This window comes from Pseudomonas brassicacearum (assembly GCF_009601685.2).
GTDB classification, from domain to species: domain Bacteria; phylum Pseudomonadota; class Gammaproteobacteria; order Pseudomonadales; family Pseudomonadaceae; genus Aquipseudomonas; species Aquipseudomonas kilonensis_B.
Window position 1 is genome coordinate 6,320,270 of record NZ_CP045701.2, and the last position, 13,114, is coordinate 6,333,383.

Annotated in this window: 11 protein-coding genes and 2 pseudogenes; 4 read left to right on the plus strand and 9 right to left on the minus strand. The window is 61.8% G+C overall.

The features are described from left to right. Window positions 1-45: 45 nt before the first annotated feature. From GFU70_RS27555 to GFU70_RS29215, 7 genes and pseudogenes are all read right to left on the minus strand, one after another. Window positions 46-588, minus strand: coding sequence for a disulfide bond formation protein B (locus GFU70_RS27555; RefSeq protein WP_116643619.1), 543 nt, complete (start codon window positions 586-588; stop codon window positions 46-48). Between the two features lie 456 nt (window positions 589-1,044). Continuing rightward, window positions 1,045-2,292: a heme biosynthesis protein HemY gene (locus tag GFU70_RS27560; RefSeq protein ID WP_116643618.1), complete on the minus strand. Its 1,248-nt coding sequence runs from the start codon at window positions 2,290-2,292 to the stop codon at window positions 1,045-1,047. Beyond that, window positions 2,289-3,422, minus strand: a complete 1,134-nt coding sequence (locus GFU70_RS28860; RefSeq protein WP_058542321.1) for a uroporphyrinogen-III C-methyltransferase — start codon at window positions 3,420-3,422, stop codon at window positions 2,289-2,291. Before GFU70_RS28860 ends, GFU70_RS27560 begins: the two co-directional genes overlap by 4 nt. A 36-nt stretch (window positions 3,423-3,458) precedes the next feature. Beyond that, window positions 3,459-4,205 (minus strand): annotated as a pseudogene (locus GFU70_RS28865) (uroporphyrinogen-III synthase); the annotation flags it as partial. Further along, complete coding sequence (gene hemC, locus GFU70_RS27570) at window positions 4,202-5,143, minus strand: hydroxymethylbilane synthase (protein WP_064106868.1); 942 nt, start codon at window positions 5,141-5,143, stop codon at window positions 4,202-4,204. The gene hemC and the pseudogene GFU70_RS28865, both read right to left, overlap by 4 nt. Window positions 5,144-5,280: 137 nt before the next feature. Beyond that, on the minus strand, window positions 5,281-6,027 hold the full coding sequence (locus GFU70_RS27575) for a LytR/AlgR family response regulator transcription factor (protein ID WP_058542663.1): 747 nt from the start codon (window positions 6,025-6,027) through the stop codon (window positions 5,281-5,283). After that, window positions 6,024-6,173: pseudogene (locus GFU70_RS29215) on the minus strand (sensor histidine kinase); the annotation flags it as partial. The pseudogene GFU70_RS29215 and the gene GFU70_RS27575, both read right to left, overlap by 4 nt. A gap of 316 nt (window positions 6,174-6,489) precedes the next feature. Here GFU70_RS29215 and argH point away from each other — a divergent pair. Beyond that, window positions 6,490-7,884, plus strand: a complete 1,395-nt coding sequence (gene argH, locus GFU70_RS27580) for an argininosuccinate lyase (protein ID WP_058542662.1) — start codon at window positions 6,490-6,492, stop codon at window positions 7,882-7,884. A 130-nt stretch (window positions 7,885-8,014) separates the two neighbouring features. Here the strand turns inward: argH and GFU70_RS27585 are convergent, their stop codons facing one another. Continuing rightward, on the minus strand, window positions 8,015-8,674 hold the full coding sequence (locus tag GFU70_RS27585) for a glutathione S-transferase family protein (protein ID WP_058542661.1): 660 nt from the start codon (window positions 8,672-8,674) through the stop codon (window positions 8,015-8,017). A gap of 124 nt (window positions 8,675-8,798) precedes the next feature. On the opposite strand from GFU70_RS27585, the gene GFU70_RS27590 reads away from it, so the two are divergent. The 3 genes from GFU70_RS27590 (at window position 8,799) to GFU70_RS27600 (ending at window position 12,637) form a co-directional block, all read left to right on the plus strand. Further along, complete coding sequence (locus GFU70_RS27590) at window positions 8,799-9,083, plus strand: hypothetical protein (RefSeq protein WP_058542660.1); 285 nt, start codon at window positions 8,799-8,801, stop codon at window positions 9,081-9,083. 295 nt (window positions 9,084-9,378) lie between these two features. Beyond that, window positions 9,379-9,624 carry a TIGR02647 family protein gene (locus GFU70_RS27595; RefSeq protein WP_003206789.1) on the plus strand — a complete coding sequence of 82 codons (246 nt, stop codon included), beginning with the start codon at window positions 9,379-9,381 and terminating at the stop codon, window positions 9,622-9,624. 169 nt (window positions 9,625-9,793) lie between these two features. Beyond that, window positions 9,794-12,637: a class I adenylate cyclase gene (locus GFU70_RS27600; protein ID WP_153389064.1), complete on the plus strand. Its 2,844-nt coding sequence runs from the start codon at window positions 9,794-9,796 to the stop codon at window positions 12,635-12,637. A gap of 13 nt (window positions 12,638-12,650) precedes the next feature. Here GFU70_RS27600 and rnk read toward each other — a convergent pair whose 3' ends face one another. Next, the gene (rnk, locus tag GFU70_RS27605; protein ID WP_058543102.1) at window positions 12,651-13,061 is read right to left on the minus strand and encodes a nucleoside diphosphate kinase regulator; all 411 of its coding nucleotides are present in this window, start codon (window positions 13,059-13,061) and stop codon (window positions 12,651-12,653) included. Window positions 13,062-13,114 lie beyond the last annotated feature (53 nt).

Genomic DNA, 13,114 nt, shown 5'->3' on the forward strand with positions numbered 1-13,114 from the left:
GACAATGGCTTCAAGGTACGCAGGAGATAAAGTTCATACAAGTGTTTAATCCAGGGCCCGGACCACCTGCGGCGTATCGCCGCTGAGCGGTCGTACCAGAGCACTCCAGGCAAGGCGCAGCAGCAGATAGGTCATCGCGCTGGACACCGCGAGAAAAAACAACAGGCTCCATTCGGGGACGCTCAGGTCGAACAGCGTCCAGGTGACATTCGCGCAGTCCACCGCTCCGTCCAGGACGCGATGCACGGCCCCCCACCAGGAATCTGCCCTCTGCAACTGCGCAATACAATCAGGTACCGGTTCGAAGGAAGCGCTCTGCACCAGAACCTGACGCCATGCCAGGACCATTCCCACCGACGCAAAAACCAACCCCATCGCCCCGTAGCAAATGCTGCCTCTTTGACCTGGGCCATGTACGCAGGCCACGAGGCCAGTCACCAGGAACAGCATCAGACACAACCGCTGCAACACGCACAGGCTGCAAGGTGTCAGACCGACTGCATATTCCAGGTAGCTGGCTATGCCCAAAGCCAGGGCTGCGGCGATGGAAGCCATGAGAAACAAGAAGCGTGAGCTGGCCAAAGACATGGCGGTTCCGTAACAAAAGAGACAAGCAGTTACGGTAGAGGAAAGCCCTTGGGCCTTTCAAGGCAGGCCCGCGCAGACACTTCACCAGGGATGTAGGGAAATCCCGACAAGCCAAAGAGGATTCAGCGCGATGGGCTGTAGGACTTTACTAATGGCGTGACCAAAGCCCCTAAAACGGACCGGTGCTCGTCCCCTCTCTTTCGAGGTTTACACACACCTGTGGCAAGCAAGCTTGCTCCCGCCGGGCTGCATGCAGGACCTGTGTAGCTGTGTAGCTGTGTAGCTGTGTAGCTGTGTAGGAGCTGTCGAGTGCAACGAGGCTGCGATCTTTCCAAAGACACTTGAATCTCAAGCGAAAGATCAAAAGATCAAAAGATCAAAAGATCGCAGCCTTCGGCAGCTCCTACAGGGTATCAGCCGAGCGAGAGCAAGCGCCCTCTCCACAATTATGCCCTCTCAGGTGGACAACACCTGGGCCGGAACCGGCAACGGCGCGGCCAGCAGGCGCTCGTCCAGCAGCCCCAACCCCTCCTGGAACAACTGGTTGCTGCGCTCGGCATCCCCCAGTTGCGCCAGCAATCGCGCCAGTTCAGCACAGGCTTCGGGATTGCGTTGGACGCGCAAGCTGCTTTCCAGGTAATCCCGCGCCTTGCCCCACAAGCTGTTCTGCAGGCATAGACGCCCCAGGGTCAGCAGCAGGCTTGGATCGGCCGGGTGATCCTTGAGCCAGCCTTCGGCCATTTGCAGTTGGCGGATCGGATCATTGCCACGAACCAAGCCGTACAGGCGCGCCAGATGGCTGTCGTAGTGACGCTTGAGCGCTCCTCGCAGCACCTCTTCGGCCTCGACCTGGGCGCCCAACTGGCGCAACTGCTCGGCATAGGCCAGCACCAACGCCGACTCCTGGCGCTGCGCGGAGGTCAATTGTTGCCAGGCGCGATTGAGCGACTGCAAACCGACGCTGCCGTCCTCCTCACGATGGGCTGCCAGGGTGAGGTTTTCGCCCCAGGCGCGACGCTCCAATTCAGCCAGTTCAGCCGGCGGCAGGACCTTGTCCTTGCGCAGCTCCGGCAACAGCCGGATCACCGCCGACCAGTCGCCGCGTTGCTGATGCAGTCGTTGCAGTTGGCGCAAGACCTGGGCGTTATGGGGATGGCGCTCATGCATGGCCTGCAGCGTGCTCAACGCACCGTCCGTGTCGCCTCGGTCCGTCTGCAATTGCGCATGCGTCAGGGCAATGGCCAGTTCCGCCTGGGGCTGACGCTCCAGGGCGCGCTCCAGCAAACTGTCGCTCTGTTCGTAAAGACCTTGTTCGTTGGCCGCACGGGCGGCACCGAGGTAATACAGCAGCGGCTGGCGCTCGGCTTCGGCGGCACGATGCAGGTGCCGCTGGGCACTGGCCCAGCGTCCTTCGGCCAGGTCCAACTGGCCGTGCTCGATCGCCACTTGCACCCGACGGCTGCGGTTGCGCCGCGACCACGGGTTGACCACGCCACTGGACGTGGTCACCAGCCCGATCAGTGCCCTCAGGCCTCGCCACACCAGCCAGAGCACCGCCACCAGCGCCAGGGTGACCCACAGGCCGGCTTCATAACGGAAGTTCTTGTACGCCACCAACACGTAACCCGAATGCTCGGCAATCGCCACGCCCAGCAAACCGGCGGCAGCGATGACCACGAACAGAATCACGTAGAGACGCTTCATGGCGTGGCCTCCTGCGCGCCGGGCGCGGGCAGCGGCTTGACCGACTCCTGGGCATTGAGGTTGCGGCGCTCAAGGTAAGCCTGGACGCTGCTCAGCGTGCCCGTCAGGTCCGGGGTGACCACCGTCACCGGCTGCTTGGACAGCTCGACCACGCGCTCAAGCATGATCTTGCTTTGCGGGTTGTCCTGGTTGAAGTTGTTCTTCAATACGTCCCGAGCCTCGGTCAGCGCCTGGGTGTAGACCGATGCCTGACCATTGAGGGCGGCCCATTGCGCCTGCTCCAGCGCCAGGCTCAAGGCCAGGCGCACTTGCACAAGGCTTTGCCCGGCCAGTAGCGGACGGACGTTCTCATCGGCGTTGAAGTCGATACGGATATAGCGCGAGATCTGCTCCCACCACTGCGCCCAACGACTGGCGCCATCGCCGTCGGCGGTCAGGCCCAGCAGGGATTCACCGCGGTCCTTGTACTCGGGCGCCAGCTCGGTCAGTTCCAGGACCTGGTCACGCAAGGCACCCAGTTGCAGGAACAGCCCGGTACGATCCGGTTGCTCGGTGCTGCGCAACGCGGCGAGGGTCTTGGCCAGTTGCTCGCGGGCGGCGAACGAGCCGGGGTCGTTCTGCTCGCGCAGGATTTCGTCAGCCCCCTGGACCAGCGCCTGGGCACTGTTGATGTCCTGCAGGGCGGAAAGACGCAGGCTGGCCAGGCGCAACAAGTGCTCGGCCTCGGCCAGGCGCCAATCCTTGCGACTGGCACCGAGCACGGTTTCCAGGCGCTGGTTCAGGTGCTGCTGGTCACTTTGCAACTGGGCCACCAGGCGCCGCCGCTCCTCCAGCTCTTCGGCCGGGGGCAATTGCGCCAGGCGTTCACTCAGGCGTTGCTCGTTGAGCTTGAGGGTCTGGGCCTGGTCATTCAGCGCCTGGACCTGGGCGGACTGCTGCTGGTTATTGGTTTGCAGGTGACGCACCTGCCACACACCCCAACCGCCCACGGCCACGCCGGCGGCCCCGAGCAGCAATGCAACAATGGCCAACCCGTTGCCGCGACGCGGCGCCATCGGGGGCGGAGTTTCAACCGGCGCATCGATCGCTGGCTGGTCTAGATCTTCTTTTGGCAAGGCTGTTTCGCTCACGTATCCATCCTTTGCATTAGAAAACGGCACGCAGTGGTCCCGTAATGCCGCCAGCAAAGCCGCGGCATTGGCGCCACGACAATCCACAACAGTTCGGGCCCCGGCGGCACGCGCCATCTCGGCAACCCTTGGGCTTGGAACAAACAACGGTAACCGCGCCAAGGCCGGCCACGCATCGCCGGCCAGCCGCTGCAGATGCTCGAAGCCCTGCCCACTGCTGACCACCAGGGCATTCAAGCGTTCCGCTTCGACTTTCGCCAGTAACGCCCCTTCGCCGTAATGGGGCAAGTGGCGGCGGTACAATTCCAGATAATCGACACTAGCACCTTGCTCGCGCAAACGCTCTGCCAGCAAGCCACGCCCACCTTCGCCCCGCACGATCAAAACCTTGGGGTCGGGCCGCGCGACTGCCTGGCGCAAGACCAAGTGCTCCAGCAAGGCTTCGCTGTCATCGCCGTTATCGGGATAAAACACTGTGAGGCCGGCATCGACGAGGATCTGTCCGGTGGCCGCGCCCACGCTGAACCATGGTTGGTCTGGAGGCTGGGGCCAGTATTGGCGCAGCAGCTCGACACACAGACGTGCGGCAGGTTTGCTGACCACGATCACGGCAGAGTATTGGTCCAGCGCCTGGAGTATCGCCCGCCCGGCATCGGACAGCGGGACCGGCTCGATATCCAGCAAGGGCAGGCTGCTGCTATAGACCCCCGCTTCGGCCAGGACCGCCGCCAGCGCAGACGACTCGTCTGCCGGCCGGGTGAGCAACAGCCGCCAGCCCGTCACGTGTGGCCGGCCTCGCCATAGACCGCCTTGAGAATATCGGCGGCGCCCTGGCTCAACAGGTCTTCGGCCACACGCACGCCCAACGCCTCGGCATCCTGGCGCGGCGCCCGGGCGTCGGCGCTGAGCAGCCGGCCACCGTTGGGATCCCCCACCAGACCCCGCAACCAGACCTGTTCGCCTTCGAGCACGGCGTAACAGGCGATCGGCACCTGGCAACCGCCATTGAGGTGTTTGTTGAGGGCGCGTTCGGCGAACACCCGCGTGGCGGTATCTTCATGGTGCAACGGCGCCAGCAAGGCGTGGATTTCGCTGTCGGCGCTGCGGCACTCGATACCCACCGCCCCTTGCCCACCAGCCGGCAGGCTGTCGTCGACGCCGATGGCCGAGGTGATGCGATCTTCAAAGCCCAGGCGAATCAGGCCGGCGGCGGCGAGGATGATCGCGTCGTACTCACCAGCATCGAGCTTGGCCAGGCGTGTATTGACGTTACCGCGCAGGAAACGGATTTGCAGATCCGGACGGCGCGTCAGCAACTGTGCCTGGCGGCGCAGGCTGGAAGTGCCGACCACACTGCCGGCAGGCAATGCTTCAAGACTGGAAAACGTGTTGGAAACGAACGCATCGCGTGGGTCTTCCCGCTCGCAGATGCAAAAAAGGCCCAGGCCTTCGGGGAAGTCCATGGGCACATCTTTCATCGAATGCACGGCGATGTCGGCTTCGTTGTCCAGCAACGCGGTCTCCAGTTCCTTGACGAACAGGCCCTTGCCGCCGATCTTCGACAGCGGCGAGTCCAGCAGCTTGTCACCGCGACTGACCATGGGCACCAGGGTCACGATCAGGCCGGGATGGGCGGCTTCCAGGCGGGCTTTGACGTATTCGGCCTGCCAGAGGGCCAAGGCACTTTTACGGGTGGCGATGCGGATCTCGCGAGGGGACATGGATCAATCCGTACTTAAAAGATACGGCAGATAATAACAGCTCAGCCAAAACCGCTTTGATTTGAATCACGACCCCAAGGCCTCCCTGGCCGTCAAATCCTCGAAATCAAACACATCGAACGCCTTGGACCGCCGTATCAAAGCTGCTGCATCATCTTGCGCACGCCGGCCACGTGTCGCCGGCTGACAATCAGCGCATCGCCATTGAGCCCCTTGAGGAACAGTTGGAAATGTCCAAGGGGGGTGCGTTGCAAACGCTCGATACGCTCGCGGGCCACGAGGGCGTTGCGGTGGATGCGTACGAAACGTTCGCCGAACTCGTCCTCGAGGGCCTTGAGGGGCTCATCCAGCAACACCTCGCCACTCTCATGGCGCAAGGTCACGTATTTGTGGTCGGCAATGAAGTAGACCACTTGGTTCAACGGGATCAGCTCGATGCCTTTGCGGGTACGCGCACTGATGTGACTACGCGGGCCGCTGCCGCTTTCGGCGGCCGGACGGGTCAGTGCCGCCAGTTGTACCCGGTTGGGCCGCTCGGCCTTGCGCAAGGCGTCGAGCAACGCCTCGGCCGTCACCGGCTTGACCAGGTAGCCCACGGCACCGGCCTGCAACACCTCGGGAGGGAAGTCGTCCCGGGTGGTACAGAACACCACGGCGGGCGGCGACTCTCGTTCGCACAACCTCGCCGCGACCTGCAGACCGTCCAGGCCAGGCATGCGAATGTCGAGCAGCACGATATCCGGCTTGTGGCTGTCAATAAGGGCCAATGCCTCTTCGCCATTGGTGGCGCTCGGCTCCAGGACACTGTAACCCTCGAGCTCGCCAACCATTCGGCTCAGGCGCTCGCGGGCCAGTGGTTCGTCATCAACGATCAGGACATTCATATTGCGCTGGATTCCTGCGTGAGTCTCGCACAAGGATAGCGTAGACAGGGGAAGTGACATCCGTCACCGCGATCCACGCTAAGACTCGTCCGAGGGCCAAAAAGTGCCGCGAGACGGTTGCCTATCTTTACCAGCGCTTGCCGAGCGATGCCCGAGGCCCGTTGTCGCACGGCGTCGCCGTAGGGATTGTTAACTGTCGATCTGACCAATATGAGCACCCCCTTCTTATCTATATCCGCTGCGCCATGGATGGAAAAAGCAAAAGTCCTACCGTCCACTGTAGACGGTTGCCGCGACGATATTGCTCAATCGAAAAATATCGTTGTGGGAAAACCCGGTTGGATCCCAGGCTTGCATCGGAAAAACCTGCCGACCAGTGCCAGCGCCAGTCCCGGCAACCCTGCTATCATCCGCCGCAGCCTTTAACCGCTACTTTTTCTTCAGCCGATCACGAGCGAATTCATGAGCACTGACAAGACCAATCAGTCCTGGGGCGGCCGCTTCAGTGAACCCGTCGACGCCTTCGTCGCCCGCTTCACCGCCTCCGTCAACTTTGACCAGCGCCTGTATCGCCACGACATCATGGGCTCGATCGCCCACGCCACCATGCTGGCCAAGGTCGGCGTGCTGACCGATGCCGAGCGCGACAGCATCATCGACGGCCTGAAAACCATCCAGGCTGAAATCGAGGCCGGCCAGTTCGATTGGCGCATCGACCTTGAAGACGTGCACATGAACATCGAAGCGCGCCTGACCGACCGCATCGGCGTGACCGGCAAGAAACTGCACACCGGCCGCAGCCGCAACGACCAGGTCGCCACCGACATCCGCCTTTGGCTGCGCGACGAGATCGACCTGATCCTGGCCGAAATCACTCGCCTGCAAAAAGGCCTGCTGGAGCAAGCCGAGCGCGAGGCCGAGAGCATCATGCCGGGCTTCACGCACCTGCAAACCGCCCAACCTGTAACGTTTGGGCATCACATGCTGGCCTGGTTCGAGATGCTCAGCCGCGACTACGAGCGCCTGGTGGACTGCCGCAAGCGCACCAACCGCATGCCCCTGGGCAGCGCCGCGCTGGCGGGCACCACGTACCCGATCGATCGTGAATACACCGCGCAGTTGCTGGGCTTCGACGCCGTGGGTGGCAACTCGCTGGATAACGTCTCGGACCGCGATTTCGCCATCGAATTCTGCGCTGCCGCGAGCATCGCGATGATGCACCTGTCGCGCTTCTCCGAAGAGCTGGTGCTGTGGACCAGCGCGCAATTCCAGTTCATTGACCTGCCGGACCGCTTCTGCACCGGCAGCTCGATCATGCCGCAAAAGAAAAACCCCGACGTGCCGGAACTGGTGCGGGGCAAGAGTGGCCGGGTATTCGGCGCACTGATGGGCCTGCTGACCCTGATGAAGGGCCAGCCGCTGGCCTACAACAAGGACAACCAGGAAGACAAGGAGCCGCTGTTCGACGCCGCCGACACCTTGCGCGACTCGCTGCGGGCCTTTGCCGACATGATCCCGGCCATCAAGCCCAAGCACGCGGTGATGCGCGAAGCGGCCCTGCGCGGCTTCTCCACCGCCACGGACCTGGCCGACTACCTGGTACGCCGTGGCCTGCCGTTCCGCGACTGCCATGAGATCGTCGGCCATGCCGTGAAATACGGCGTGGACAACGGCAAGGACCTGGCGGAAATGAGCCTGGACGAACTGCGCCAGTTCAGCGACCAGATCGAGCAGGACGTGTTTGCCGTGCTGACCCTCGAAGGCTCGGTCAATGCCCGTGACCACATCGGCGGCACCGCGCCGGCACAGGTCAAGGCAGCGGTGGTCCGTGGCCAGGCGCTGATCGCCAGCCGCTAAAAGCTGAAAAGCTTCGCGAGCCAGCCCGCTCCCACAATGGATCTTCAGTGAACTCAGAATCTTGTGAGCATGGAGATCTAATGTGGGAGCGAGCTTGCTCGCGATAGCTCACTTCAAAACACCACAAAACTCACTTCTTGGCAGCGATCATCGCCAAAAATTCCGGCATCGCCGCGTCCCTGTCCGCCGCGATCCGCTGCACATGCGGACTCTGCTCCAAGCGCTCCATCAGCGCCTTGGCCGCCGGCATGCCTGCCAGCAGGTCAATATCGAACAGTTTCCTGCCCACCTGGAGGGCCAGCGAAACGCTGTAGAAGAAATACAGGTCGGCAATACTCAAGCTATCGCCTGCTACATAAGGCGAAAATTTGCCGTGCCTGGCCAGTGACGCGAACCCCAGCAGCAATTCGGCCTTGGTCTTTTCCTTGATGGCCTCGGGCACCGACATGCCGAAAAACGCCTCGGCGTAGCAGGCTCGCCCCGGCAACTCGATGTACAACTCGATCTCCCGGCACAAGGCCAATACCTGGGCCCGCTCGAACGGGTCACTGGGCAGCAGGGCCTTGCCTGGCTGGGTTTGCTCGATGTACTCAAGGATGACGCTGGTTTCGTTGACGAACCCCTGTTCGGTTTTCAACACCGGCACCTTCCCGCGCGGGCTGATGGCCCACGCTTCAGGGGTCTGGTTGGGGTAGAAGTGCACTTCTTCGAAGGGCAGGCCCTTCTCCAACAGCGCCAGCTTGACCATGTTGTAATAGTTACTGACAGAGAAACCATAAAGCTTGAGCATTACAAAGCCTCCAGGCCGTGTGGGGTTGGCAGCCTTGCGTTATAGACCGTCGGGGCGCTTCTTGCCAGGCGCATCACGCCGCTGAATGCAGGTAAACTGGCGACCTTTCTCACAGGAGCCTGCCATGAGCGAGCCAACCGATATCGACAACGACGAAGAAGAATTCGTCGAGAACACGCTGATCCAGGCCATCGAAAACCAGATCGAAAGCGACAACCCGCCTGCGGCCAAGGCCACTTTCAACAAGTTGACCCTGGTCGGTTATGAGCGCGAAGAAATCCTCAACCTGATGGCCCATGTGCTGGCAGTGGAGATCGATGCGATCCTGGAAGAAGATCGCCCGTTCGATACCCAGTGGTACGAAGCCGCATTGCGCACCTTGCCTGAGTTGCCGCCGGAAAAAAACTGAACCGCTCTTGTCCCCCGCTCGGCTGCGCCCTGTAGGAGCTGTGTAGGAGCTGTGTAGGAGCTGTCGAGTGCAACGAGGCTGCGATCTTTCCCCTGACAATTGAGTCTGGAGTGAAAGATCAAAAGATCACAGCCTTCAGCAGCTCCCACACAGCTCCTACACAGCTCCTACACAGCTCGGACCAAAGAGAATCGCTTTAAATAAAAAAAGCATGACACTGAGACTGGACAGCTCGGCCGAGTGCGCTCACCTTAGTGACGCTGTCGACCAAATTCCTAGAAAGTCTGGAGTCCTTATGTCGCTTACCCCTGAGCTGGTTGCCGAACTGGAAATCCTTGCACTCTTCAACCTGGACAGTTCCCAGGAAGGCCTGAAAATTCATCAGACCGCTGCCCCCAAAGCGATTGCCGCTGCCCAACGCCTGTTCGAAAAAGAACTGATCACCCAGCCCGACGGTGGTTACCTGACAAGCCTGGGCCGAGATGCCGCCCAAAACGTACAAACCGTCCTGACGATACTCAGCGTGCAAGAAGCCGCCTGATTCCCCCTGTCGCCCACGGGAATCTCCTTTACGGGATTTCCGCAGGCGCACGGGTGCCCTGCGTAAAAAACTGGCATCCAAATCCTGCTTCCAGCTTAAGAATTCTCAAGATCGGGCGCTAACCTGCCATCACCCCCACGTTCGACGCCGCGAGCTGGTTTGAGCTGACATGACCCGCAATCACGAAATACGCCCCGATCTGGACGAGGGAATCGACCGCAAGGTCTTGAGCCAGTTGCGCGCACGTTTTCTCAAGCTCAACACCGTGCGGATGGAGCGCGCCCTCGAAGGCCTGTCGCCGCGCCAGCAAGGCGTGCTGACGTTGCTGCCGCTGTTCTTCCACGTCAACCATCCGCTGCTGCCCGGCTACGTTTCCGGCAGCACGCCTGCCGGGCTGTCGAACTACGAGCCTGACGCCAATATCCTTGCCGAAGCCCAGCGGCTGACCCGTTCGTTTTCCTACAAGCCCCGGCACGGCAGCAACCCGCCACGACCGATCCTTGGCCTGTTCCTGATGGGCAGCCTCGGCACCCTGGCCCAAGCCGACCAGAGCGACATGGACGTGTGGGTTTGCCACAGGCCGGACCTGAGCGACGATGAACTGGCCGAGTTGCGCAAGAAATGCCAGTTGTTGGAGATCTGGGCCGCGACCCAGGGTGCCGAAGCCCATTTCTTCCTGATCGACCCGGCGCGTTTCGTACGGGGCGAGCGGGACAACCAGCTCAGTTCCGACGACTGCGGCACCACCCAGCATTACCTGCTGCTGGACGAATTCTACCGCACCGCGATCTGGCTGGCCGGGCGCACACCGATCTGGTGGCTGGTGCCGGTCTATGAAGAAGAGAACTATGAGCAGTACACCCATACGCTGATATCCAAGCGCTTCATTCGCGCGGATGAAACGCTGGACCTGGGGCACCTGGCCTACATTCCGCCGGGCGAATTCGTCGGTGCCGGGCTCTGGCAGCTGTTCAAAGGTATCGAGTCGCCCTACAAGTCCGTGCTCAAGCTGCTGCTGACCGAGGTCTATGCCAGCGAACACCCGACTGTCCGCTGCCTGAGCCTGCGCTTCAAGCAGGCCGTGTTTGCCAATCGCCTGGACCTCGAAGAGCTGGACCCGTACATGCTGGTCTACCGCCGCATCGAGGAATACCTCAACGCCCGCGGCGAATCCGAACGCCTGGAGTTGATCCGCCGCGCGCTGTACCTGAAGGTCAATCGCAAGCTCACCGGCCAGGCGCGTAGCAACGGCTGGCAACGGGTACTGCTCGAACGACTGGCCCGGGAATGGGGCTGGGACCAGCGTCAACTGGCGCTGCTGGACAGCCGCAGCCAATGGAAAGTCCGCCAGGTCAGCCACGAGCGGCGAGCACTGGTCAGCGAACTCACCCACAGCTACCGCTTCCTGACCCAGTTCGCCCGCACCGAGAAAACCGTCAGCCTGATCAACAAGCGCGATCTCAACGTGCTTGGCCGGCGGTTGTATGCAGCCTTCGAGCGCAAGGCCGACAAGGTCGAATTCATCAACCCCGGCATCGCACCGGATTTGGCCGAAGACACCCTGACGCTGGTCCAGTCGCCCAACAAGAAAGAACCGGGACAGAACCAGTGGGCGCTGTACAACGGCAGCCTCAACGCCCTGGAGTGGGAGAACTTCGCACCGATCAAGCGCTGCCGCGAGTTGCTGGAACTGCTGACCTGGTGCCATCGCAACGGCGTGATCGACAGCAGCACGCGCCTGGCGCTGCACCCAGGCAGCAGCGACCTGAGCGAGTTCGAACTGTTCAACCTGCTGGGCAGCCTGCAACAGTCCATCGCCCTGCCCTTGACCACGGTGGATGAAGCACAGTTGCTGCGCGCCAGCGTGCCCAGCGAAGTGCTGATCCTGGTGAATGTCGGCGTCGACCCGCTCAAGCACCACCGCGACCTGAATATCCTGATGACCACCGAGCGCACCGACTCCCTGAGCTATGCCGGGGTCCGGGAGAACCTGGTGCTGACCCTCGACCAGGTCACGCTCAACAGTTGGAATGAGGTACTGGTCAACCGTTTTGACGGCGAACACGCCCTGCTCGACTGCCTGCGCGATTACCTCAACGACCTGCCCGTCACCCAGCGCCAACCACGCTTGCAGGTGCGCTGCTTCTGCCACAACCGCGCCCAATTCATTGCGCGGCGCGTCGAAGACGTCATCGAAACGGCGCAGACCCTGCTGTTGAGCAGGCTCAATCACCGCTATCTGCTTCAGGTCCAGCAGCACTATCATGTGTTGGAGCTGGTGCCCGGCCAGGTCAATCACGTGGCACTGGGCAGCCTGTCGGCGCTGGTGGATTACCTGGGCGAGGATCTGACGGCCTACAGCCCCTTGCACCTGGACCCGATGGCCCTGGAAGACCACGACCTGGCGCTGATCCTGCCCATGGGCCAGCCCGAGTGCATCCAGGTGTTCTACCGCGTCGACGAAGACGAAGCCGATCTGTACGTGCTCGATGAATTCAACGCGCTGTGGCAACAACACGTGCCTTATCACGACGAACAAAGCCTGCTGGTGCCGCTGCAACGCTTTCTGCAATCGGTGCTGTACCGTCGCGACGCCCTGCTGCCGCTGGATGCCGCCCAGCCGCTGACCCTGGAAACCCTGTACTACCAGTTATTGCCCTCCGGCAGCGGCCGGGCGCGACGGGTCGAAGCGCGGCAAGCCCCGCAGATGCTGGTCAACAAGCCGTTCTATGACGTTCAGGCGATCATCGGCAAAGCGGCGCACGGGCAGGTGCACGTCACCCTGTACTGCGATCAGCAGGAGTTTTCCGAACTGGAGCATGGCGACCAACTGTTTCGCGTAGTCGCCAGGGAGATCGTCCAACAGCGCCGCGAAGCCCAGCGCTATCGCTGCTACATCACCGACCTGGACCTCTCGGGCCTGGTGGGCGACGGGGCCTGTTCAAGCAATTTGTACCTGCGCTACAAGGCCGACCTGGAACGAGCCCTGAACGAGGCGCTGGCGTTGGTCTGAAGCCCCCAGGCACTCAGAGGTGGAAATCACCGCCTGCTTCAGGCTGGTATTCGACAGCCAGCAACGTCAGCTTCAACGTCTTGCCACCCGGGGCCGGCCAGTCGATGTGCTGGCCGACCTTCAGGCCCAGCAACGCACTGCCCACGGGTGCCAGGATCGAGATACGGCCTTCGTCGGCGTTCGCGTCCTGTGGATAAACCAATGTCAGGTGATAGTCCTTGCCGCTGCTTTCTTCGCGACAGTGCACGCGCGAGTTCATGGTCACGACGTCGACAGGCACTTCTTCGTGACCCACCACGTTCTCGGCGCGATCCAGTTCGGTTTGCAGCGCAATCACGCCCGGCAGCGTTTCATCAAGGCTGTCGATCAGGCGTTCCAGACGCTGTACGTCCAGACGGGTAAGGGTGATGGAAGGTGCGGTCATGGTCCTGGCAGACTCCTTTCTTCTGCACAAAAAAAGCAAAACCCCGCCACAAA